The sequence below is a fragment of the Clostridioides sp. ES-S-0049-02 genome (genome assembly GCF_020658465.1).
GTDB lineage: Bacteria > Bacillota > Clostridia > Peptostreptococcales > Peptostreptococcaceae > Clostridioides.
This window is the reverse complement of record NZ_JACVWG010000001.1, coordinates 249,467-273,549: the sequence shown is the minus strand read 5'-3', so window position 1 is coordinate 273,549 and position 24,083 is coordinate 249,467. Positions and strand designations below refer to the sequence as shown.

The 24,083-nt window shown below is 27.3% G+C and carries 20 protein-coding genes; 4 read left to right on the top strand and 16 right to left on the bottom strand.

The features are described 5' to 3' along the window. Positions 1-268: 268 nt before the first annotated feature. The 3 genes from rsfS to nadD all read right to left on the bottom strand — a co-directional run bounded on the left by rsfS (position 269) and on the right by nadD (position 1,998). A complete protein-coding gene (rsfS, locus tag IC213_RS01340; protein ID WP_227432522.1) occupies positions 269-619 on the bottom strand; it encodes a ribosome silencing factor in 351 nt (116 codons plus the stop codon). 116 nt (positions 620-735) lie between these two features. After that, on the bottom strand, positions 736-1,308 hold the full coding sequence (gene yqeK / locus IC213_RS01335) for a bis(5'-nucleosyl)-tetraphosphatase (symmetrical) YqeK (protein ID WP_227432521.1): 573 nt from the start codon (positions 1,306-1,308) through the stop codon (positions 736-738). Continuing rightward, the gene (gene nadD, locus IC213_RS01330; RefSeq protein WP_227432520.1) at positions 1,309-1,998 is read right to left on the bottom strand and encodes a nicotinate-nucleotide adenylyltransferase; all 690 of its coding nucleotides are present in this window, start codon (positions 1,996-1,998) and stop codon (positions 1,309-1,311) included. A gap of 275 nt (positions 1,999-2,273) precedes the next feature. Here nadD and recX point away from each other — a divergent pair, with 275 nt between their 5' ends. Both recX and IC213_RS01320 read left to right on the top strand, forming a co-directional pair. Further along, the gene (gene recX / locus IC213_RS01325; protein ID WP_227432519.1) at positions 2,274-2,912 is read left to right on the top strand and encodes a recombination regulator RecX; all 639 of its coding nucleotides are present in this window, start codon (positions 2,274-2,276) and stop codon (positions 2,910-2,912) included. 162 nt (positions 2,913-3,074) lie between these two features. After that, on the top strand, positions 3,075-5,078 hold the full coding sequence (locus tag IC213_RS01320; protein ID WP_227862653.1) for an alpha-amylase family glycosyl hydrolase: 2,004 nt from the start codon (positions 3,075-3,077) through the stop codon (positions 5,076-5,078). A gap of 103 nt (positions 5,079-5,181) precedes the next feature. Here IC213_RS01320 and IC213_RS01315 read toward each other — a convergent pair whose 3' ends face one another. The 10 genes from IC213_RS01315 to IC213_RS01270 all read right to left on the bottom strand — a co-directional run bounded on the left by IC213_RS01315 (position 5,182) and on the right by IC213_RS01270 (position 17,028). Further along, positions 5,182-5,493 carry an antibiotic biosynthesis monooxygenase gene (locus IC213_RS01315; protein ID WP_227862652.1) on the bottom strand — a complete coding sequence of 104 codons (312 nt, stop codon included), beginning with the start codon at positions 5,491-5,493 and terminating at the stop codon, positions 5,182-5,184. Positions 5,494-5,571: 78 nt separating this feature from the next. Further along, a complete protein-coding gene (locus tag IC213_RS01310) occupies positions 5,572-6,390 on the bottom strand; it encodes a helix-turn-helix domain-containing protein (protein ID WP_227862651.1) in 819 nt (272 codons plus the stop codon). 98 nt (positions 6,391-6,488) lie between these two features. Continuing rightward, on the bottom strand, positions 6,489-7,013 hold the full coding sequence (locus tag IC213_RS01305; RefSeq protein WP_227862650.1) for an ECF transporter S component: 525 nt from the start codon (positions 7,011-7,013) through the stop codon (positions 6,489-6,491). A gap of 25 nt (positions 7,014-7,038) precedes the next feature. Continuing rightward, positions 7,039-8,181 (bottom strand): pyridoxal-phosphate-dependent aminotransferase family protein, encoded by a 1,143-nt coding sequence (locus tag IC213_RS01300; protein WP_227862649.1) that lies wholly within the window; start codon positions 8,179-8,181, stop codon positions 7,039-7,041. A gap of 321 nt (positions 8,182-8,502) precedes the next feature. Next, positions 8,503-10,887 carry an FtsX-like permease family protein gene (locus IC213_RS01295; protein WP_227862648.1) on the bottom strand — a complete coding sequence of 795 codons (2,385 nt, stop codon included), beginning with the start codon at positions 10,885-10,887 and terminating at the stop codon, positions 8,503-8,505. Further along, positions 10,880-11,563: an ABC transporter ATP-binding protein gene (locus IC213_RS01290; RefSeq protein WP_227862647.1), complete on the bottom strand. Its 684-nt coding sequence runs from the start codon at positions 11,561-11,563 to the stop codon at positions 10,880-10,882. The genes IC213_RS01295 and IC213_RS01290 overlap by 8 nt, the downstream gene beginning before the upstream one ends. Before the next feature lie 115 nt (positions 11,564-11,678). Beyond that, on the bottom strand, positions 11,679-12,989 hold the full coding sequence (locus tag IC213_RS01285) for a sensor histidine kinase (RefSeq protein WP_227432511.1): 1,311 nt from the start codon (positions 12,987-12,989) through the stop codon (positions 11,679-11,681). Further along, entirely contained in the window at positions 12,983-13,690 is a 708-nt protein-coding gene (locus IC213_RS01280; RefSeq protein WP_227432510.1) for a response regulator transcription factor, read from the bottom strand. The genes IC213_RS01285 and IC213_RS01280 overlap by 7 nt, the downstream gene beginning before the upstream one ends. Before the next feature lie 338 nt (positions 13,691-14,028). Further along, on the bottom strand, positions 14,029-15,936 hold the full coding sequence (locus tag IC213_RS01275) for a bifunctional metallophosphatase/5'-nucleotidase (RefSeq protein WP_227862646.1): 1,908 nt from the start codon (positions 15,934-15,936) through the stop codon (positions 14,029-14,031). Positions 15,937-16,143: 207 nt separating this feature from the next. Further along, on the bottom strand, positions 16,144-17,028 hold the full coding sequence (locus IC213_RS01270; protein WP_227432508.1) for a DUF4846 domain-containing protein: 885 nt from the start codon (positions 17,026-17,028) through the stop codon (positions 16,144-16,146). 206 nt (positions 17,029-17,234) lie between these two features. On the opposite strand from IC213_RS01270, the gene IC213_RS01265 reads away from it, so the two are divergent. Next, a complete protein-coding gene (locus tag IC213_RS01265; RefSeq protein ID WP_227432507.1) occupies positions 17,235-18,152 on the top strand; it encodes a ribonuclease Z in 918 nt (305 codons plus the stop codon). 159 nt (positions 18,153-18,311) lie between these two features. Here IC213_RS01265 and IC213_RS01260 read toward each other — a convergent pair whose 3' ends face one another. Further along, the gene (locus tag IC213_RS01260) at positions 18,312-19,646 is read right to left on the bottom strand and encodes a CoA-disulfide reductase (RefSeq protein WP_227862645.1); all 1,335 of its coding nucleotides are present in this window, start codon (positions 19,644-19,646) and stop codon (positions 18,312-18,314) included. A gap of 338 nt (positions 19,647-19,984) precedes the next feature. Between IC213_RS01260 and IC213_RS01255 the strand changes: the two genes are divergently transcribed. Then, a complete protein-coding gene (locus tag IC213_RS01255) occupies positions 19,985-21,373 on the top strand; it encodes a cation:dicarboxylate symporter family transporter (protein ID WP_227432505.1) in 1,389 nt (462 codons plus the stop codon). A 58-nt stretch (positions 21,374-21,431) separates the two neighbouring features. Here the strand turns inward: IC213_RS01255 and IC213_RS01250 are convergent, their stop codons facing one another. Then, positions 21,432-22,640, bottom strand: a complete 1,209-nt coding sequence (locus IC213_RS01250) for an alginate O-acetyltransferase AlgX-related protein (RefSeq protein ID WP_227862644.1) — start codon at positions 22,638-22,640, stop codon at positions 21,432-21,434. Between the two features lie 15 nt (positions 22,641-22,655). Then, positions 22,656-24,074 (bottom strand): MBOAT family O-acyltransferase, encoded by a 1,419-nt coding sequence (locus IC213_RS01245; RefSeq protein ID WP_227432503.1) that lies wholly within the window; start codon positions 24,072-24,074, stop codon positions 22,656-22,658. Between the last annotated feature and the right edge of the window lie 9 nt (positions 24,075-24,083).

The following is a 24,083-nucleotide window of genomic DNA, read 5'->3' as shown; positions in this document are numbered from 1 at the left end:
AAAAAATCCTCGTCACTAAACTTGCGTTTAGGGACGAGGATAAATCTTCGCGGTACCACCCTAATTAGCCTACTTTTATAGACTCTCTTAGATAGCTTTTAATCCAGCCATGGAGAATAGGTTTTAATCTAGTAAGTTCAAAGTTATATAATATTAGTTCTCACCTTCCACTAACTCTCTGAAAAAATATAATCTTTTACTGCTCTAGTCTATTCAATTCAATACAATTTTTGAAATTTTCTAACTATAATAACATATATTATCATGTTTATGCTAATGTGTCAATATCTATATAAGGTGCATCTTTCCATAATTTTTCTAAATTATAAAATCCTCTATTTTCCTCATTAAATACGTGAACCATTATATCTCCATAGTCAAGAAGTACCCAAGTTTGAGTTCCTTGTCCTTCTTTTCCTCTTGGTTCTAATCCTAGTTTTGCTAATTCATCTTCAACATTATCAGCTATAGCTTTTACTTGTCTTTGAGAAGATGCTGTAGTAATAACAAAATAATCACATAAACTAGAAACTTTTCCTATATTTATTATAACTGTATCTTGACCCAGCTTATCTTCTATGGCATCATATGCTATTTTTGTCATTTGTTCCACTGTCATATAAAATTTCCTCACTTTCCTAATTTAAATACACTTAGTTATTCTAACATATTAATACGATTTTGTAACATAGTCAACTTTAATTTTATTAATATGTTTGCCTTTATATAAGATTTTTATAATAACTTTTCTTTAATTAGGTAGTTTCTTGCCATAACAGTTCTTGGATGTATTTCTTCTTTTTTATTAATAACAAACATTAAAGTATTATTAAATGAAGTTAAAAGTGCTTCGTCAAGCTTACCTTCATAGGCTAATTCTCTCAATGTATCTACAACTGGAAATTTTCTTCCTTCTTCAATTAAATCTGCTATGTAAATTATTTTTTCTAAAAGAGACATATCTTCTCTTCCTGTTGTATGGTATTTAATTGCATTTATAATATCTTCATCTTCTATACCAAACTCATATTCACATATGTATGACCCTATCACACTATGTGATAGAGAGCGGTTTCCATCTTCTATTGGGTCTAAGTATATTTCATACTTATTAACATAATCCTCTACTTCTTTATCACTTAAGTATTTCGCACAATCATGAATCATCCCCGCTATATAGGCTTTTTCTTTGTCACATCCATAAATTTCACACAATTTTACAGCACATTCTGCAACATTTTTTGAATGGCTAAGCCTTCCTACTGGTAGCATTTGATTTAATCTCTGGTTAATATTCTCTAAGTTCATTTAATCATCTCCATATTGATATAGTTTATTTTCATACAAATAATTTTCTACATTTTCGGGTACTAAGTAACGTATAGACTTTCCTTCATTTAGCTGTTCCCTTATATATGTGGATGATATATCCAATGATGGAACGTAAACTGTTATAATGTCAGCATTATATTTTTTAGTCAGTTTCTCTATAGTTTCTTGTGACCTTAATAAGCTAATACCTGGTCTAGTTGCAGCTATAAAAGTAGCTAACTCAAAGTTTTTCTTTACATCTTTCCACTCTTCAACACTACAAATAGCATCTGCCCCTGTTATAAAGTAAATATCAGCATTTTTGTATTTTTTCTTTAAATATTTTAATGTATCGATTGTATAAGTCCTTTTATTTCTTTCGATTTCTACTTTTGAAACTAAAAAATCTTCATTGCTTTCAGTTGCTAGAAGTGTCATATTGTATCTATCATACTTATTTGTAGTGATACCTAGTTTATGTGGTGGATTTCCTGATGGTATAAAGATAATTTTGTCAATCTCATACTTATCTCTAATAAACTCTGCTGTTGCTAAATGAGCATAGTGTATAGGGTCAAAAGTACCTCCTAATATACCTATTTTGATTTTGCCTTTATGGCGATTAAATTTCTCTAGTTTTTCAGTATTTTTCAATTCTGCCTTCTGAACTAGATTTTTACTTCTCATATTTTGTCTCCTTTTAATGTTATAATACTATTGTACCATTATTTTTTATTTCTTAAAGCTTATAAATTATTTTTTTTGGTATATAATCATATTTATATGGTAAAAAACACTTTAAAAAATAATTATTTAACATAGTTTCACTTAACTTTTTAATAAAAATAACTTTTTATTATTTTGTCTTAATTTAGATTAAATATAACGTATAATTATAAGTTTTTTATTAAATTTTATTAGTTACTTTTGTTAATATAATTACATATAAAAAAGGAGCAATTATGAGTATAATTACAAAAATAGAACAACAAAAAAGAAATGATGATAGAGTAAATATTTATGTAGATGATAAATTTTTTATTGCTATATTTAAAGAACTTGTTTATACATTTAATTTAAAAAAAGGAAATGAAGTAAATGAAGAGGAATTAAAATCCATTTTAGATGATGAGATGTATATAAAAGCTAAAAATAAAGCATTAAATATTTTGTCTCGTGCTGACCAGTCTGAAAAAAAAATGAAAGAAAAACTATCAGCAGATTTTGAAGAGGATACAATTGATAGAGTTATAGATTTTCTTAAAAATTATAATCTGGTAAATGACAATATATTGGCTCAGAAAATAGTTAATACCAATGTTAATTTAAACAAATGTGGCAAAAACAGAATTAAACAAAATTTATATAATAAAGGTATTGAAAGAAGTGCAATTGATGAAGCAGTATCAGAATTAGACAAAGATACTGAATTTGAAAATGCCATGTATCTAGCAAAAAAAAGATATGAAAGGGTAAAAAAAGAAGATAAAAAGAAAATATATCAAAAAATTTCTCAACATCTTTCCTATAAAGGCTTTGATTATGATATTATTAAAAGAGTTTTAAATAAACTTTTAAATTTTGATGAATCTGATATATAAGTATATTTTTAAATATACTAAGGAGGTAAATTATGAAACTAATTATTGGTGGTTTAAGCTTTTTATTAGGATTATATAATATATATCAATTATATAGAGAAGATAGTATGAGATAAGTATTATTTTATTAAAATATAATACTTATTATGGAGGGAAAATCAAATGAAAAGTCAAGAAAGATTTAAAATTTTAGACGTTGATGTTTATCTACAACCATTTGAGTCTGACATAAAAAAAAGGATGAAACACTATGAAGATGTAAAAGCAAAAATATTAACTAGCTGTGAAGATTTTAATTCTTTTGCAAATGGTCATCTTTATTATGGATTCCATCAAACAAATGATGGATGGTTTTATAGAGAGTGGGCTCCAAATGCAGATAGTTTATCATTAATTGGTGACTTTAATAATTGGAATAGAAAATCCCATCCTCTAAAAAAAATAGATTCTGGTAATTGGGAAATTTTTATACCTGATAAAAACAGCTTACCTCATAAATCTGAGGTAAAGGTACAAGTCACTACAAATGGGGAAACATTTGACCGCATACCATTATACATAAAGAGGGTAATCCAAAAGGATTCTGGTAGCTTTAATGGGCAGATATGGCAACCAAAAACTCCATTTAATTGGACTGATAATGAATTTGATTTAAAAAACATAACTTTCCCTTTAATCTACGAATGTCATATAGGTATGGCTACTGAAAAAGAATCTATTGGAACTTATAATGAATTTACTGAAAATATACTTCCTAGGATAAAGAAAGCTGGATACAATACTATTCAACTTATGGCTATCATGGAACATCCATATTATGCTTCTTTTGGATACCAAGTTTCAAACTTTTATGCAATTTCATCTAGATTTGGTACTCCTGAAGACTTAAAAAACCTTATAAATACAGCTCATTCAATGGGAATTGCTGTTTTATTAGACTTAGTTCACTCTCATGCTGTAAAAAATACTTTAGAGGGAATAAATGAATTTGATGGAAGTGAACATCAATTTTTTCATTCAGGTTCAAAAGGTAATCACCCTGCTTGGGGAACAAAACTCTTTAACTATGGTAAGCCTGAGGTAATTCATTTTTTACTTTCAAATATAAAATTTTGGCTAAATGAGTATCATTTTGATGGTTTTAGATTTGATGGCGTAACCTCAATGCTATATCATAACCACGGTCTTGGAGTTTCATTTGATAGTTATAAAAAGTATTTCAGTGCAAACACGGATATGGAAGCTATAACATATCTTCAATTTGCAAATGAATTAATAAAAGAAATCAAACCTAATTCAATAAGCATTGCAGAAGATATGAGTGGAATGCCTGGAATGTGTATACCTATAAGAGATGGTGGAATTGGCTTTGACTATAGATTAGCAATGGGAGTACCTGATTTTTGGATAAAAACTATCTCAAAATCTTCTGATGAAAATTGGGATTTAGGCAAAATGTGGTACGAGCTTACTACTAGACGTCCTGGTGAAAAAAACATTGGATATTGTGAATCTCATGACCAAGCATTAGTTGGTGATAAGACAATTATATTTTGGTTAGCAGATAAAGAAATGTATTGGAATATGGAAATAAACTCAAATAATCATATTATTGATAGAGCCATGTCTCTAAACAAATTAATTAAATTAGCAACATTTTCTCTAGCTGGTGAAGGATACCTAAATTTTATGGGAAATGAATTTGGACACCCTGAGTGGATTGACTTTCCACGTGAAGGAAACAATTGGAGTTATAAATATGCTAGAAGACAATGGAGTCTTTCAGAAAATGATAACTTAAAATATAAACAACTATTGAACTTTGATAAATCTATGCTTGAACTTACAAAATACAGTGATATTTTTGCACAGAATAGTTATGAACTTATACATATAGATAATGATAAAAAACTTTTAGTATACAGTAAGGGTAAATATTTATTTATATTTAATTTCCATCCTAATCTGATGCAATCAGTAGACATATCAAAATTCCAAGACAAAAAATACAAGACAGTATTAAGTACTGATATGATAGAGTTTGGAGGAAAAACAAGACTAGAAAACTTAATAGACTACGATATCTATTTTAATTCTACTCCTCCATCTTCTAAAATACCTATTGCATCTCTCACAGCAATAGTACTTTTAAATAATATTATCTAGATATAAATAACTACTAAAAGCCAAATAACAATTTTGATTTTAATACAAAATGTTATTTGGCTGATTTATTTTCTTGCTAATTAATTATTTTTTATATCTGACATTATAACTTCCAACTTTTAATTTGTGGAATTATATTCATCTTAACAGTCTGTGCCTTTAGAGCATTTCTAAATTTTTCAGTAGATGTATTTTTAAACATTTTACTAGAAGCACTTTTAAGATTCTCTATAGAATCCCAGTGTTGTATCATAATCCATTTTTGATTTTTTTCATCATATAAAAGCTCAGTATCAATAAAGCCCGATTGAACAGAGTGAAAATTTATTTCTAAATCATTTACAATCTCTACAAATGCATCTTTTGATAAATGCTCTTCCACATTAAATTCTACTATTTCTGTAATAATTTTCATACACAAACCCTCCTATTTATCTTTCTTACATCATAACAAGAAGTAAATTAAAGGTATTGTAAAAAATCGACAATATAATTATAAATAGTTGTACGTTGTGTTTTCTTTAATAGTTTTATTCTCTTTAATAAATTTAATTGGCGATACTCCTGAAAACTGTTTAAATTCTTTAATAAAATGAGCTTGGTCATAATATTCATTTTCATAAATTAAGTCAAGAAAGTTATTATTTTTAGAGCTATAAATAAGCTGATTACTTACCATTTTAAATCTATATATTTTCCTTAGTATTTTAGGAGTATACCCAGTATATTTTAAACAAGCTCTTTCTAAAGTTTTAATATTTATGTTCATCTCATCACAAAACAATTTTATAGTGCTATATTGATTATTGTATATAAATAAATCTAGGAGATTTATCATCTTATTTATAACCAAATTTTCATCTAATATAGATACTAGTATTTTTTCTAAATGTAAAACTATATCTTCTATTGATAATATTTGATTTAATGTACTTTCCAATTTCCCAACAAAACCTTCTGATACTTGTTTTAAGTCAACAAGTTGACCCTTAAACTCTGAAATTGGTATCTTTAAAAATGGATAGAGCCCAAATGGATAAAAAGAAATACCCATCACACGTATATTTCCACGTTGAATAACAAATCCATGCTTATCTCTTATTCCATTAAAATGTATATTACTTGCATTATAATTTTGATTTTCAATCTTATATTCCATAACATCAGAAAGATTAATGATAATATCTATACTATCTGTAGGTAATAACTTATTATTTAGCAATATATTTGATTTTGTTTCAAGATACCAAATAAACTTTACCCAGGGTTTTAAACGAACATTTCTAACTGCATACCTTGTAACTGATAACATTGTAATTAACCTCTATCCTAAATTTTTTATCATTATATACTTTATCTTTATATTATACAATATAATTTATCCTATCAAAAACTTAATCTATTCCATATCTATCTTATACATTTTTTTAATGCTTTAGAAATAGGAAGTGCTATTATAAGACCTATTAACACCTGCATTAAATTGCCTGGTATTGAAGTAAGTGGAGTTATAAAATTACCATAAAGTATAACCTCTGTTACATAATATCCAAACAACATCCAAATTGATGAAACTACTACTCCTATTACATTAATCAAAAAATTTTCTCCATTCTTGCCATTTGCCCATACAATCTTTCCAAGTAAATACCCCATAATACCTCTAACTATAAATGTAAATGGAGCCCATAGAGTCCACCCAGATATCAAATCAAAAAGAGCCATCCCAATAGCACCTGATAACGCACCTTTTTTACTTCCAAATACTATTGCTGATATAAATAACATTGCTGTTCCTAAATGTACAAGACCTCCATTTATAGATATTGGCAATCTTATATTTATAAACTTGGTTGCAACAAATACTAACGCTATTAATAGTGACGTTTCTACCAAATCTTTTGTTGTAAATTTCTGTTTAGCTGTAGCTTCCATGCCACATCCTCCTTTTATATTGTGACTAAAAATAATATTTATTAAATAAATCTACTAAACTTCCATTTGTATTAAATTCTAATACTTTTAAACTTTTATCCAATACATTTAATATGTGAACTATTTTATCAAGACTAGCATTTTCCCCCATATGACCTATTCTCAAAATAGCATCCATATATTGATTTAATGATGTTGCAACAAGTGTATTGTAATTTTTAAGCATATAATCAGTAAGTTTTAATGCTCCTATACTTTCAGGTATTTTTATTGCTGTCACTGTATTAGAATATCCTTCTTCTAAAAACAATTCTAAACCATATTCTTCAACAGCTTGTCTTACACTAGAAGCTATTTTCTCATGTCTACTTAATACCTTTTCCACACCCTCTTCTAGTATATTGTCTAAGGCTCTATCAAGACCCATTATGTCACTTATTGGCATTGTATAAGGGAAATATTTTTTTTCGTAATATCCTTCCCATATACTTAAATTACAATAAAAACCTACTATGTCTGTTTTTCTATTTTTTATACAATTTTTTGCATCTTGACTTATACCGACTATAGTAAGACCCGCAGGTGCAGAAATAGCTTTTTGAGAAGCGCCTAATATTACATCTATTTTAGATTCATCTACATTTAACCTTTCACCCACCATACCTGCCACAGAATCCACTACAGTTAAGATTCCATATTCCTTCAATAGCGGACATATCTCACTTACATCATTTAATACACCTGTTGGAGTATCACAATGAACCACTGTTGCATATTTAAAGTTATTATCCTTTTCTAAAAACTTTCTTAACTCATCAACATCTATACTTTTTGTATATTGACTTGAAAAAAGCACATACTCTCCACCATACATTTTTACAAAGTCTTTAAATCCTTCTCCATATATACCATTGTCAATTACAAGAACTCTATCACCCTTCTCTGTCAGTGAAGCACAAGCTGCTTCAAGTCCCAATATTCCTTCACCACTTAATATGTAAATATCATTCTTTGTACCAACTATATTTCCAAACTTTTCACATGTCTTCTTATAAAACTCAACAAAATCAACATCTATATCTGGGTTAGTTGTTTTCTCTGCTCTTATTAACCTTACATTTTCTCTAGTTTCTGTTGGTCCTGGTGCATAATTAATTTTATTATTCATATATATCAGCTCCTTTTTATTTTCTATACGATTATTATACAAAATTTTCATTTTTCATGGTACAATTTTATATTTTTTTAGAATTGTACCAATACATTTTTTTCTGATAACAATCTTCTGAACATTAAACATACTATCACTTACAACTTAAATTGATAAGTTATATTAATAAGAATTTTATAACAGTAAAAACAACAAAATACAGGACATATGAACATTTAAGCCACTTGCCCTGTATTTGTATATTATTAACCTATTTAACTCTATTTTTATATCTTCTATAATCCTGTTTAAAAATTAAATATAGCTTTTTATATATTTTTATTCACTATATCTTACTCTATCAATAAGAGATTCTTTGTTAAAGCTTCTTCCTATTAAATAAGTTGTTATAAATTGAGCTATAAGGATAAATACAACCATAAATAAAATTGGTACTATTGGTAATGCATATGTTGCATAAGATAATCCAGTTTTTCTTAAAAATACAACTGCAATGTATCCTAATATACCTCCAAAGACAATACTTCCTATCATCATTCTAGACGTATAATATATAGCTTCTGAATTAAGCATTTTTACTAATTGTCTATTAGTAAGTCCAATTGCTTGAAGCATACCAAGTTCTTTTTTTCTAGTAACTATACTAGTTATCATTGTATTTACAAGATTCATAAATCCAATAACACCTATTATACCAGTTAAAGTATAGCCCATTATTTTTATAAATGAAATCATCATCTTATTTGATTCTATTCTACTATCTAAAAAATCCGCTTCTAAATATCCATTAGATTTATCAATTTTCTTTATAGCATCTTTAACTTCTTGATATTTTCCTTCTTCAGTATATATTCCAATAGTACTTGTTGTATCATATTTCAAAGCTCTATCTATAAAATCTTTTCCTATACCAAAACTTGGAGTTCCCATAGCTATTGCTTGAACTTTAAATTCTTTTTTTATCTCTTTATCTCCATCATATAGAGTTAATTTTATTTTATCTCCAGCCTTTACACCCATTTCTTTTGCTGTATCAAGGTGAGTAATAACTATTTCGTTTCCTGTTTGTAACCCTTCAAAATTTATTTTTCCATCTATTAGGTTTTTATTTAAATCCTTCACATCATTTTCATTTATGCTCTGTAAAAGGTCATGTTTAAACTCAACATTATAATCCTCCATCCCAATTTTTACAGAATTTCCTAATTCAGTTTTTTTGACTCCTTCTATACTCTTTACTTGGTTTAAAAAGTCTTTACCTAATGGATTATTCATTTGTAGAATATTCAAATTACTTTCAGGATTCTTGTCGCTATCCATTTCATATCCAGTAAATCTAACTTCTATATCATAAGGAAAATGCTCTCTAGCCATCTTCTCAGCATTAAAACTTTCTAAAGCAGTAGATACTGTTATAAATATAGTTCCACTTAACATAAGAGATATCAGTGTCATATAAGTACGCTTTTTATTTCTTTCTAAATTTGCTTTTGATAAGTTCTTTAAATTTATATTTTTATGTCCTTTTCTATCATTTTTACCACTTATTTCATTTCCAGTATATCTTACTGCATCAACTATAGATACCTTTGAAGCTACTTTCATTGGTTTCAAAAGTGATAAAACAACAGATATAAAACTTATTACCACAACCAATAATAGCACTGGTAATTGTGATGATTTTACATCTACATCCATAAATGATTTTATTATAATATTTGCAAGTGCATAACCTAAAATTGTTCCTACTGGTATTGCTATTCCTGCTAATATAAAGCCTTCCTTAAACACTATTGCTTTTACTTGTTTTTTAGTTGCACCAATTGCTCTAAGTTTTCCAAATTCTTGTACTTTAGTAACTATTGAGATGTAGAATATATTGTATATTACCAATATACTAGACAATACAATTACTAAGCCTATAAGAACTCCTCCTATCATTGTTTCACTATCTGGTTTTAAAGCATTTATATAATTTTCATTTACAAGTATATTATTAGTATCTAATCCTATATCATTTGCAATCTTATTTAATTTTTCTTTTGCCTGTTCTATAGATAAATCACTCTTATCTTTTAATTTAACATATATATTGAAATCTTCTTGTGACATATCTCTAGTATTTTTCATATATGTTTCTGATATAATAGCAGAATAATTCTTTCCTGCTTCATATATTTCACTAGTTTCTAAGATTCCAGTTATTATAAATTCTTTTTCTATTCTTTTGTCGCTTTTATAATCATCATAAGGTACTTTTATTTTTTCACCTAATTTTTGACCATGACCTAATGCTTTTAAAGCTCCACTATCTAGTACTATTTCATTTTCTTTTGTTGGTAATTTTCCTTTTATAAATTCAAAATTATTTAATTTTAAACCCTCTTCATTCATATATGATAATGAAATGGTTGTATCATCTTCTAGCTTCTCAACACCCACTCCATTCATTTTTCCAGCTAGTTCAATATCTGCATGATTACTTAATATTTCAGCTTGTTTTTCATTTACATTTGCTAATACTCCTTGATAATTGCCTGAATACTTTATTGTATTTTCCTTTTGATATTCTCTTGTATCGACAATATAAATACCTATAGATGAAAGCATCAATGTTGAAAGTATTATAGTTATTATTATTAATATACTTTTTGATTTATTTTGTTTTACATTACTTTTTGCTATTTTAGTAGTATTAATCATTTTTGTCACCAACCTTTGACACCTTACCATCCTCTATAAATATAACTCTATCAGCCATTTGAGCTATACTATCATCATGAGTTATCATAACCAAAGTTTGACTATATTTTTTAGACATAGACTTTAGTATACTCATAACTTCATCTGATGTTTTGGAATCCAAGTTTCCAGTTGGCTCATCAGCAAGTATTATGGCTGGTCTTGTTGCCAAAGCTCTTGCTATTGCTACTCTTTGTTGTTGACCTCCTGATAATGTATTTGGTAAAACATCGTGTTTATTTTCAAGCCCCAAAGATTTTAAAAGGTCTTTTATAAATTGTTCATCCACAGTTCTACCATCTAGACCGATTGGTAATACTACATTTTCCCATACATTAAGAGATGGAATTAGATTGTAGCTTTGAAATATAAAGCCTATTTTTCTTCTTCTAAATACGGCAAGTTCTTCTTCTTTCAATGTAAATATGTTTTTATTATCAATGTATACCTTGCCAGATGTAGGTATATCGAGACCACCTATCATATGTAACAATGTACTTTTTCCAGAACCAGATTTACCTATTATAGCTACAAATTCACCTTCATTTATTTCTAAATTTACATCATCTAAAGCTTTTACTAAACTTTCTCCTTCTCCATAATGTTTTGATAAACCTTCAGTATATAGTATTTTCATAAAATTATCCCCTCACTCTAAGTTATGTTGCTCCTTAATCATCTACTTCTACTTTGTGGAGCTGTTTATACTTATATAATATATGTAGAGGATTACATTCTCCTTTCAGTAAACATTACATAGTTGTAAGAAACAAAGAAAACTTACTTCCTTTTCCTAGATTAGAAGATACCATGATATTACCACCTTGTTCTTCCAAAATTTTTCTACTTAAATACAATCCTACACCACTACCTTCTATAGATTCAATTTCTTCATCTGTTCCTCTATAAAAACGTTTAAATATGTTATTAAATTCATTTTTTGCAATTCCTCTACCATTATCCTCTATTATGATTTTAAAATAGTTTACAGTCTCTTCTATGGATATATTTACTTCTCCATTTCTTTCTGTATACTTAACAGCATTGTCTAATACATTAAAAATACTTTCCTCAGTCCATTTTTTATCGTGAGGTATAATTCTACTATTAAATTCATTTATTTTTAATGTTATATTTTTAATTCTCGCTTTAGGAGTTATACTTTCTATAGCATTTAAAATAGTACTTTTTATGTCATTATCTTCTTTTTTTATGCTTATCATACTAATCTCTAGTCTTGATATGTTAACTAAAGAATTTATTAAATTTTCCAATTTATTTATAGAATTTTTATTAGTTAATAAAAACTCATGTGCTTCATCTTCGTCTAAGTCTTCTTCTATAAGTAATGTATTATATAATTTTAATGATGCTAAGGGAGTTTTTAATTGATGAGAAATGTCTGTTACTAATGATTTTACACTTTCCTTTTCTTTTTCTAATTTAATAAATTTTATCTTTAAACTTCTATTTAACTCATACAGGCAATTGTTAATCTTACTAAATGTACCCTCTTTAAAATACTCATTATATTCTACCAAATAGCCAGAATTATCTAACTTGCTACCTTCTTTTAAATAATTTTCTTGTGCCATTTGCTCCACTATAAAATAAATCTTGCTTAATCTTTTGTTTATGTATCTTATAAAATAATATATTATTCCTGTAACGGCTATAAACATTATTAAAAAAACAAAAATTGATTCTTTAAAAAAAGATTTTAAATATATGCCAAAGTTTTTATCATTTGACATTTTGTTTTCTAGCCCATATCCAAATTTTTCAAGTGCTTTTTCTCCAACCTCTGCATTACTATAGTCAAAATTATAAATAGACTTTACTATATCTACCTCATCATCTGGATATTTTTCAATCAACATACCTGCCATACTTTGAGTATTTTTTATTTGATGTTCATATAAAACATATAGTCTATTATATTCAAAAAATATAAATGCAAGTGTTACCACAAGCATGGATAAAATAGAATATATAACAGCCTTTTTCATTATATAGTCCTCTTTAATACTAAAATTTTCTTTGGTATTTATATCTTTTAACATTTTTTTATACTCCTTTCACCCCATATATATCCAACTCCTCTTACTGTTTTTATATACTTAGGTTCAGAAGGATTCTTTTCTACTTTTTGTCTAAGTCTTCTTATATTTACTGCAACTGTATTATCATCTACAAAATTACCACTACTATCCCATAAAGATTCTAATAGTTGTTCTTTGGTCAAAGCTTGCATTGAATTTTCCATCAAATATCTTAATAGTTTAGTCTCTGTTTTACTTAAAATTATTTCTTCTTCCTTGTCATCATTTTTTATAATCAGTTTATTTTCTATATAATAAAAAAACAAATCATCACAAACCAGTAAAGTGTAATTTTTTACTGTGTTTACCCTTTTCATAAATGCATTTACTTTTGAGATTAATACCATCAAACTAAATGGCTTTGTAATATAATCATCTGCACCTAAATCATAACCTGTAACAATATCCACTTCTTCATCAAGTGCTGTAAGCATTATTATATAAACATCACTTTTCTTTCTAATCTCCTCACAAAAATCAAACCCACTTCCATCTGGTAAACCTATATCAGAAATAATTAAATTTATATCCTCTTTAAAAAAAATACCTCTTGCCTCTTCTATACTAAATGTATTAAAAACATTGTATCCCTCTTTTTTTAATTTAAAGCTAATCCCTCTATTTAAAGATTTATCATCTTCTAAAAGTAATATATTATTCATGTTTTTCTCCTCCATTATTATGTATACTAGCTAAATTATATCATACTAACTAAGCCATTTTATTTGACAATTTATAAATATTTTTTAATCATCAAGAAGATTTTACACACTTAGATAATAAAATAAACATACCAATGATAAGTTAATAATATATTTGTTTTTAATCAAGGGTACAATTATTGATTCGATATTACTATACATAAATAAAAAAACAAAGGTAATCCAGTATTTAAACATCCAATTACCTTTGCTTAGGTTTGTATTTTATATAATAATCAATACCTATTTATCAATAAATAATTATTAATTCTATTTTATTATTGATTTTATTACTAATTTTATTTTACTTTTTTATTTTTTAAATTTATCTGATTATTATTGAATAAGTAAATTAAAACACTCGAAGCTACAAATATAAACATACTATCTTTGATACCTAAATCGCCTGTTTTAGGAGATTTTTCTTTAATTTCTGCTTTAGATGCTTTTATATTAGAACTTTCTCTAGCTTTCATTTTATCTAAATTTTTACGTTTATTCTCATTTGAGTTTTTAGTATCCTCATTATTTGCACTGTCTTCACTATCATTTAAATTATCTTCATCACCATTTAATACTAAGTTACTCTCATTACTTTTAATTATCAATTCTTCCTTAGTTTTAATGCTAATTCTTCCATCTACACTCTTGCAGATTTCTTTTTTATACTCTATATACTCAATTACTGCGCTTTCTAAACTTCCAAAATCTTCTAAGATTGGTTCTTTTGATAAGCAAGGAAATTCATCTCCACCTAGTGCTATATAATCATTGGTTGCAACTGTATACTCTTTATTCATGTCAAGTGATTTTCCATCTTTCATAATACCAGTTATTTTTTCTCCTTCTTTCTGCTTTGGGTCAAAATAGTATGAGATTCCACCCACTTGTAAAAAGGCTGAATTTTTTTCTGGATACAGTTTTACTCCATGTTCTAAAACACTTTTAATTTGTTCTCCTGTAAGTTTTTTAGTAACTATAGTATTGCTAAAAGGGAATACATCTGCAATACTTCCTATTGTTATATCCCCTTTTTCAATTGTATCTCTTATATTCCCCCCATTAAATAGCGAAATATCTGCTTTAGTTTTATCTAATAAGATATCACCTATTAAATTTCCTAGATTCGTTTCTTTTGTCCTTACATTTTCATATGAGCCATCTAGAGTATTTTTTGTTACTCCTATCACTTTATCTAAAACTTGTTCCTGCTGTTTCTTTATTTCACCAATCTTTTCACTTATGTTAGAATCAAGCTTATACTCTAATGCTTCTTCTTTTTCAATTAATCTTGCTGATTTATTTTCTATTTTTATATGTTCTGTATCATTAGTATCCAATGTTAACTTTACTTCACCAATATGTTCTAGATATTGCCCTGTGCTTACAATCAGTGTATCACCAACCTGTTTACCATTTTCAAACTTAGTATGGCTATGACCATCAATAATTAAATCAATACCATTAACTTTATTTGCTATATCTATACTATTTGGCTTACTTAAACTATTAGTTCCAATATGTGATATTGCAACTATTACATCAGCACCTTTTCTTTTTAATTCATTTACTTGCTCTTTTGCACTTTCTATAGGATTTCTAAACTCTAATCCTTCTACATTTTTAGAGCCTGTCTTACTTTTTGTTTCTTGGGTTGTAAGCCCAAAAAATCCTATTTTTATACCATCTATTTCTTTTATATCATTACTGTCAAATATGTTCTTATCATCTTCAAATATATTTGATGCTAAAAATTTTAAAGTTTTATCTCCTGAATTAGCAATTTTAGATAGCTCTAATAATCTATCCTTTCCATAATTGAAGTCATGATTTCCTGGAGTAATATAGTCATATCCAACACTTTTAATTAATTTAATTGCATCTTCACCTTTATTCATATTTACTATTGGTAACCCATGTAAGCAATCTCCTGCATCTACTAAAATTGAATTTGGAGTTTCCTTTTTTAATGTAGCTAGATTACCTATTTGTATATATTCATCACCTTCAGCATATCTTCCATGTATGTCATTAGTGTGAAAAATGGTTATTTCTTTAGATGAGTTTTCTATTTTGTGCTTAAAGTTATTTAATTGTTCTACACTTTTATAACTTTCTTCAAAACTCTCTAGTCCATAAGAAATAAAACTCTGGCCTGTTGTAATTAGAATTATAATTACTAAAATTAAATATCTTCTAATTTTCAATATAAGTTATCCTCCTAAAATTAGTTTCAGCTTTAAAATAAGACTCTTATTTTAAGATAAAGCTTTTTAGATAAATATTAGAATATATGAAGTTAATCATTTCGATTTTAATATTTATCTATCAATTTAATTTTGTCCATATCCAACAAGTTTTAATCTAGTTACATTTTTTCACACTTATATTTTCATTTATTTTATATGTATTTTTTAGAACCTTTTTAGCTGGTCTCTTTTAAAAGTCCATTGAGGAACTGTTAAATCCCCCTCAAAATTCAAGTTATACCAAGGACTTAAATTTGGTTGTTTACGATTAATAAGAAGCTGAGTTTGTTGAGCAGGCATATAACTTTGAGCTATCATAAAGACCTTTTCTCCGGTTTTTTCATTTTCTGCCATATCCATAATTATACTTGCATGTCCTGGACTGCCTCCAACTATAAAAACATCCCCTATTTTCATATCATCAAGTTGCACAGGTTTTAATTCTTTTTCAAGTGATAAAGTGCCTGAATAAGCAAATACTATATCCATAAATTTTCTAAAACTATCATATGATGTTGAATATTCACTTGCTTTATACCAACTTGAACCACTATCTTTTACTGAAATCCTATATCCTTCTGCCCATTTTGAATACTTAGCCTTAAAACCATCCACAAAGTCAAAGCTTATTTCATCATATCTCTTATTCTGATACAGGTATTCTGCTCTCATAAGCATAATTGCATCTGCACATTGATGCAAATCTCTATCACCAATATTGACATCGAATACACTATCATAGATACCTTTTGATTCCTTAGTTCTACCATCGTAATACTTAACTTTCTCACCATAATTTTTCAACTTAGTATTCCTCAAAAAACTTTCGAAGCTACCTTTTTCTACATCAACCCTTTTAAATCCTTTTGGTGGCTCATACCTATCTTTTAATATATTTTCATCTTTATGTACTACGATAGATTGCTCTTCTTTTTTAGAATTTTGAATATGGTTAGAACCTTCAACTGTTTTTTTACTTTCCCCATTACTGCATCCAACTAAAGTCAACATCATCAATGATAAAATAGTAATTTTCTTTGACAGTTTCATTAGATTTACCTCCTATAAATTTTTCAAAAATAAATGCAAAGTTACACTTATAGAGTTCTTGTATACTATTATACAAAATTTCTATTTACTAATATTTCTTGACTCAAATGCACATTTATTGTTGTATTTAATGTTAAAATAATTATAATAGGATATCATAATAAAAACAAACAACAGATTTGTGTTAATTTTAGAAAGGGGAAAAAATGATAGATTTAACTTTACTTGGATGTGGTGGAAATGTACCCATGCCACATAGATTTTTGTCTTCTGTATTCATGAATTATAAAGGCAGAAAAATACTAATTGATTGTGGTGAAGGCACTCAAGTATCTATGAAGTTGAAAAAATGTGGCTTTAAAGATATAGACTTGATTTGTATAACACATTTACATGGTGACCATATATTTGGACTTTTAGGGCTTCTATCAACGATTGGAAATAGCGGTCGTACAAGTGATTTAACTATAGTTGGTCCTATTGGAATAATTGATTGTATTCGTTCTATGAGAAATTTAGTAGAATACATACCCTATACTTTAAAAATTATAGAAAATCCTCAAGGTAGTTTTTCTTTAGATAATGAGTATTTGAAAAACATAGAGATTTCAACAATCCATTTAGAACACTCTATAGAGTGTATAGGATACAGTTTTAATTTTAAACGAAATCCTAAATTTGATATAAATAAAGCAACTCAAAATAAAGTTCCTAAAACAATATGGAAAAATCTTCAGGATGGTCAAAGTGTAGTTTTAAATTCAAAAAAATACACTCCAGACATGGTTTTAGGAGAACCAAGAAAAGGAGTTAAAGTAAGTCTTACAACAGATACAAGACCTATAGACTCAATACCTAACTTTATAAAAGATAGCGATTTATTTATATGTGAAGCTATGTATGGTGATGATTTAGATATTTCAAAAGCTGTCAAAAATAAGCATATGACTTTTAGAGAAGCTGCAAACCTTGCAAAACTAGGAAATGTTAAGCAACTTTTATTGACACACTTTAGCCCATCATTAGATATGCCTAACATGTACTTAGAAAATGCTACTAATGTTTTTGAAAATACGATTATTGGTGAAGATAGACTTAGCTTACACTTAAATTTTGATGAATAATTAATTTTACAGCTTTAGTAAAAATTATACTTAATAAAAATTTAGGAATGAACTTACCTTAGATAAAATTATTTTAGGGTAAACTCATTCCTTTAATATTTATTACTGTTATTTAATTTATTAATAGTTACTTAATTATTAATAGTTATTTAGATAAAATTATTTAGATACATTTCCAGCTACATTTAATACATCCCAGGTTCTTGCAAATGGTGGAGCATAACATAAATCTAACATCCCAAGTTGACTTGTGGTCATTTTTCCAAAGATAGCAGCTGCCAACACATTAGTTCTTTGAACAGCATCTTTAAAACCAGCTACTTGTCCACCTAAAATAACTTTTGTCTCTGCATCGTAAATAAGTTTTACATATATTTTATTTCTTCCAGGATAATAGTGAGTTTGATTATAATCAGAAATAAATTTGGATTTGAAGTTTAATCCCAAATCACTAGCTTGTTTCTCTGTAATTCCAGTTGAGGCAACCTCCATATCCATAACCTTTATACAACTTGAGGATAGAGAACCTTGATAAGAAACTTCTTTACCTGCTAAGTTTTCTCCTACTATCCTACCTAATTTATTTGCTCCAGTTGCTAAAGGTATATATGCATTTTCATTACTCACTATATTCTTTATAGTTGCACAATCACCAGCAGAATATATATCTTCAACAGAAGTCCTGCCATATTCATCAACTACTATAGCTCCATTTTTTAATGTTTTTATATTTGTATTTTGTAAAAATTCCGTGTTAGGTTTTACACCAGTAGCAATTATCACAACATCTGTATCTATTGTGCCTTTATTTGTTATTACTTTTTCCACTTTATCTTTTCCAGACAATTCTACAACTATCTCATCCAAATGCAATTTTACATCGTGATTTCTTATTTCATCCTCTAAGACATCTGTAATTTCCTTATCAAATACTTGTGGTAATATTCTCTCTTCCAATTGAACTACATGTACATCTTTACCTAATTTTTTGCATGCTTCAACTGCTTCTAATCCTATAAATCCAGCACCTATTATTGTTACTTTTTTTATTTCTTTTCCACTTAATAATTTTTTTAGATATTCTCCATCATATAGGCTTTTTAGTGTAGAAACATTTTTTAAATCTATATTTTTTATAGGAGGCAGAATGCTTCTTGCCCCAGTTGCTATCATCAATTTATCATAGTAATCTTCGTATATCTCATCTGTTTTTACATTTTTTATTTTTATTTTCTTAGACTTAGTATCAACTGCAACAACCTCTCTAAATATATTTAAATCAATGCCCGATTCTCTAAGTTTTTCAGGTGTTCTTGCCAATAAATCATTAGCATCATCAAAAAAACCACCTACAAAATATGGCAACCCACAAGCTCCAAAAGACACTATTTCAGTTTTTTCATAAACTACAACCTCGTATTCAGGTTTAATTCTTTTTAATTTCGCTGCAGCACTCATACCAGCTGCAACACCACCAATTATTATTACTCTCATTTTATCTCTCCTTAGACGTCTAATTAATTTCTCTACTTAGTTTAAACTTTTCATTTAATATCTATTCTATGTATATATTTTCATGATAACTTTAGTTATTTTTTTAACATCTTTTTATTTGAAATCAAATTTTATAAAAGTTGTTCTTACATCCATTAATCTAATTCAAAGTCTTTAAACATATATTATACCCCCTTTTCATCTATTTAATCATATTTTGATAAATTAAATTATTTTATTCTATCTCGGTAAATTGTGATATAATATTGACATTTTTTTAATATATTGATATCATTTAAGCTTAGAAAAATTTATTTTTAGACAAAGGAGAAAAAATATTGGAAAACTCATTCTTATCACAATTTCTTATGATTACAGATTTTAAAACGATTTTTTTCATATTATTACTTATAGGTATATTTTTTATTGTTAGACAATTTGAAAAGAAAAAAATCAAATTTTCATTGAGAACAATATATGCTACAATAATTGGTCTTATATTGGGAATTATTATTCAAGCTTTTGCTGGTTTTCCTACTGATACAACTCAAATTACTTGGTTACAAGAAGTAAGCAAATGGTATAGTTTATTTGGTTCTGGATTTATGGACTTATTAAAAATGTTAGTAATACCTTTAGTTTTCTTATCAATTATAAAAGTAATTATTAACATGAAAGATAATAACCTTGGAACTTTGACATTTAAATCTTTAGGAATGCTCCTTATTACTACGGCTATAGCAGCAATTGTTGGAATTGTTGTTGCAAACACGATGAGATTAGGAGTAGGAGCTGATTTATCCAGTTTAGGTGGAAATCAAGAGCTTAAGGAAATAAACTCTCTTGTAGATACTTTAAGAGGATTATTACCATCAAATCCTGTAATGGCTATGGCAAATGGAAATATTGTAGCTACAATAATATTTGCTACATTTATAGGTACCTCAGTAAAGAGATTAAGTAAAAAACATTTTGAAACTATAAATCCATTTATAGATTTTATAGAAGCATCTTACAAAATAATTGTTAGTGTATCTATGACTGTTATCAAATTTATGCCTTATGCTGTAGTTGCACTACTTGCTAATACAATAACTTCACAAGGTATTAGTTCAATAATTTCTGTTTTATATTTTATATTAGCTCTTTATATATCAGTTGCAATATTATTTGTTATACATTTAATTTTTATAACTTTAAATGGTCTAAATCCTATTACTTATATAAAAAATTCAACTGAAGCTCTACTTCTAGCATTTACTTCACGTTCTAGTTTGGGAACATTACCTGTTACAATAGAAAGTTTAGTACAAAATCACGGAGTTGATGAGGGTGTATCAAGCTTTACAGCAAGTTTAGGTGCAAACATGGGTATGAATGGTTGTGCTGGCATATATCCTGCTTTAATGGCTGTTACTCTTGCTAATATGGCTGGAGTAAATATGGATATCAGTTTTTATGTTATGCTGTTAATTGTTATAACAATTAGTTCACTTGGAATAGCAGGTCTTCCAGGAACTGCTACAATAGCTGTTTCAGTTGTTATTTCTGGAGTAGGTCTTGGCTCTTATTTCCCACTAGTTGGTGGAATACTTGCAATAGACCCTATACTAGATATGGGACGTACAATGATAAATGTCAATGGTGCTATGGTATCTTCAATTACTGTAGGTAAGTCACTTGGAAAAGTCGATAAAGAAGTATTCAATAAGAAAAACATTTCTTAAAAAATATTATAAAAATAAATGGCTAACATAGTACAAAGTTAGCCATTTATTTTTTATTTTATTTACAAAATGGAAAAAATTCTTTTGTAAGGTTTTGAGGATATACAGATATAAAAACAAAGTCATAATCTTGAGACTTTGCATATTCTAATATATCTCCATCATAGTATCTAGGGTCTATCATATCCATACTTGAACAAACAGAAGAAAAGAATGCTGCTGTTGGTACAATTAATGAGTCCTTAACAAATAACACTTTTAATCCTTCTGGATTTTCTATATTTTTAATTTTAACTAGTGGACGATTCCCCAATAAGTATGTAAAATATTTATCTGATTGTCCATCCATTAAATTAAGGTCAGCATTAAAAGGGTATGATAATATCAAACTCTCTTCAAACCTTCCTTTTAATTCAAAATTTTGAGATTTAGAATCTGTATAGTATGTATAATTCGTCTTAAATTTAGGATAAATTAGTGTAAAATCATCTATTCCACCATATAAAATTCCCGTCTTCCTTCCCATAGAACCAAGAAATGACCTAGGATATACAATCGAATTATAGTTTTCTTTATCTCTATAATAATAATTTTCATCTAATTTCATGTTATATTTTTTATTAAGCTGTTCAATCAATTCTCCAAATGCCCAAAAAGAAGTCTCTACTTTCCAATGGTGGTCTGTTTTAAAGAATAACTCATCTTTTGAAATACCACTTTTTAAAATATTTTTTCTAAAATCTATATAGTCAACATTATCATTTTTTAGTTCATTTAAAAAATTATCTGCTGTCTCACTACTATAGGAATAAGGTATGCCTTTAGGAAACTTTGTTACTCCTTTTATATATTTATCTGGAGTCATTAAATAAACTAATTTAGTATTTTGTTTATCCATTTCCTTAGAGAACTTACTTACTCTGTCTGACAATAAATCAACTTGATTTGGAGATTTAGCAAAATATGTGTAATGCATTTTGCCAGAAGTATCTTTCACAACACTAAACTTTGAAAATTCATTTTTACCCATTAGTTTTTGCAAATATCCATAAGTTTCAATAAAAGTATTTTTATATATCACTTTGTCATTTACTGTATTATCAATAGACGATATAGTATCCTTTAAACTATTCTTATCATTAATTGATTTTTTTATTTCTTGTATCATATCTTTTCCAGAATAACAGATATTAGAGATAGAGAAGGTGAATAAAACAACTAAGAATATAATTGTAGTTATTAGCCTTACTTTAAAAAATCTATTCATACTTTTCCTCCTCAGCTAAAAATTAAAGTAAATAAATGGATTATAACTTCCAGTTACTAAATATGTCACAGAAATAAAGAACAATAAAATAGAACAAATTGGATAAAATAAATTAAATAATGTACTGTATTTAGCTTGTTCAACAACAAATTTATTAACTTTTTTTGCAATAGGTACACTAAAAATAAATGCAAATATAAAGAAAATCAAATATTCTTTCAAGAACATATATGTATAGTCACTCCACATAACTCCACTTGCACCAAACATAGCTTTAAAATAGTTATATGCTTCATTTAAATTTGGAGCTCTAAACAGTACCCATCCAAAGTTTACTACTAGTAAAGTATAAATATGTTTTATGAGATTATGATTTTCAATCTTTTCAAACATTATAAATCTCTCTATAATTAAAAAAACAAAATTCAAAATCCCCCAAATCACAAATGTCCATTCTGCACCATGCCATATTCCAGTAAATAACCATACTATAAACATATTTCTAATCATAATGTCTTTATTTAAAACTCTAGAACCACCAAGTGGAAAGTATATATAACTCTTAAACCACATTCCTAAAGAAATATGCCATCTTCTCCAAAACTCGGAAATTGATTTTGAAATATATGGATAATTAAAGTTTTCTTCAAATTTAAAACCAAACATAAGACCTAAACCTATGGCCATATCTGAATACGCAGAAAAGTCAAAAAATATTTGTAAAGTATAAGCTATTGAACCAAGCCAAGCCAACGATGTAGCTATTGAACCTTGACTATTCATAGTGTAAATATAATCTGCTACTATTGCCATATTATTAGAAATTAATATTTTTTTACCTAAACCAGTTATAAACCTACATGTTCCAATAGAAAATTTATTCCATGTTTCTTTTCTGTTATGAATTTGTTCTGCAACACTTTCATATCTAACTATAGGCCCTGCTATTAATTGTGGGAAAAAAGCTATATATAATCCTACATAAAAAGGATTCTTTTGAACTTCTCCATGTCCACGATAAACATCTATAACATAAGACATTCCTTGAAAGGTAAAAAATGAAATACCTATAGGTAAAACAATGCTTGGAATCGCAAGTTCTGTATTAATAAGCGAACTAATATTTCTTAGTGCAAAAGCTAGATATTTAAATATAAATAGAACACCTATATTATATATACACATCAAAATCAAAATAATCTTTACTTTTACTTTACTTTTTCTATATCTGTCTACTATCAAACCAAATATATAATTCATTATTATAGAAGCTATCATAATAACAACAAATTTCGGCTCTCCCCAGGCATAAAAAAATAAACTAACAATAAGTAATATCATATTTTGGATTGTCCGATTAAATCTAAATAAATAATATAATACCAAAGTTATTGGTAAAAAATAAAATAAAAAAATCAAACTTGAAAATAACATGCTATACCT

What these genes read in the sequence shown, in the direction of transcription:
- rsfS (WP_227432522.1), bottom strand. Translation starts at nt 619, where the DNA reads ATGACAGTGGAACAAATGACAAAAATAGCATATGATGCCATAGAAGAT.
- yqeK (WP_227432521.1), bottom strand. Translation starts at nt 1,308, where the DNA reads ATGAACTTAGAGAATATTAACCAGAGATTAAATCAAATGCTACCAGTA.
- nadD (WP_227432520.1), bottom strand. Translation starts at nt 1,998, where the DNA reads ATGAGAAGTAAAAATCTAGTTCAGAAGGCAGAATTGAAAAATACTGAA.
- recX (WP_227432519.1), top strand. Translation starts at nt 2,274, where the DNA reads ATGAGTATAATTACAAAAATAGAACAACAAAAAAGAAATGATGATAGA.
- IC213_RS01320 (WP_227862653.1), top strand. Translation starts at nt 3,075, where the DNA reads ATGAAAAGTCAAGAAAGATTTAAAATTTTAGACGTTGATGTTTATCTA.
- IC213_RS01315 (WP_227862652.1), bottom strand. Translation starts at nt 5,493, where the DNA reads ATGAAAATTATTACAGAAATAGTAGAATTTAATGTGGAAGAGCATTTA.
- IC213_RS01310 (WP_227862651.1), bottom strand. Translation starts at nt 6,390, where the DNA reads ATGTTATCAGTTACAAGGTATGCAGTTAGAAATGTTCGTTTAAAACCC.
- IC213_RS01305 (WP_227862650.1), bottom strand. Translation starts at nt 7,013, where the DNA reads ATGGAAGCTACAGCTAAACAGAAATTTACAACAAAAGATTTGGTAGAA.
- IC213_RS01300 (WP_227862649.1), bottom strand. Translation starts at nt 8,181, where the DNA reads ATGAATAATAAAATTAATTATGCACCAGGACCAACAGAAACTAGAGAA.
- IC213_RS01295 (WP_227862648.1), bottom strand. Translation starts at nt 10,887, where the DNA reads ATGATTAATACTACTAAAATAGCAAAAAGTAATGTAAAACAAAATAAA.
- IC213_RS01290 (WP_227862647.1), bottom strand. Translation starts at nt 11,563, where the DNA reads ATGAAAATACTATATACTGAAGGTTTATCAAAACATTATGGAGAAGGA.
- IC213_RS01285 (WP_227432511.1), bottom strand. Translation starts at nt 12,989, where the DNA reads ATGTTAAAAGATATAAATACCAAAGAAAATTTTAGTATTAAAGAGGAC.
- IC213_RS01280 (WP_227432510.1), bottom strand. Translation starts at nt 13,690, where the DNA reads ATGAATAATATATTACTTTTAGAAGATGATAAATCTTTAAATAGAGGG.
- IC213_RS01270 (WP_227432508.1), bottom strand. Translation starts at nt 17,028, where the DNA reads ATGAAACTGTCAAAGAAAATTACTATTTTATCATTGATGATGTTGACT.
- IC213_RS01265 (WP_227432507.1), top strand. Translation starts at nt 17,235, where the DNA reads ATGATAGATTTAACTTTACTTGGATGTGGTGGAAATGTACCCATGCCA.
- IC213_RS01260 (WP_227862645.1), bottom strand. Translation starts at nt 19,646, where the DNA reads ATGAGAGTAATAATAATTGGTGGTGTTGCAGCTGGTATGAGTGCTGCA.
- IC213_RS01250 (WP_227862644.1), bottom strand. Translation starts at nt 22,640, where the DNA reads ATGAATAGATTTTTTAAAGTAAGGCTAATAACTACAATTATATTCTTA.
- IC213_RS01245 (WP_227432503.1), bottom strand. Translation starts at nt 24,074, where the DNA reads ATGTTATTTTCAAGTTTGATTTTTTTATTTTATTTTTTACCAATAACT.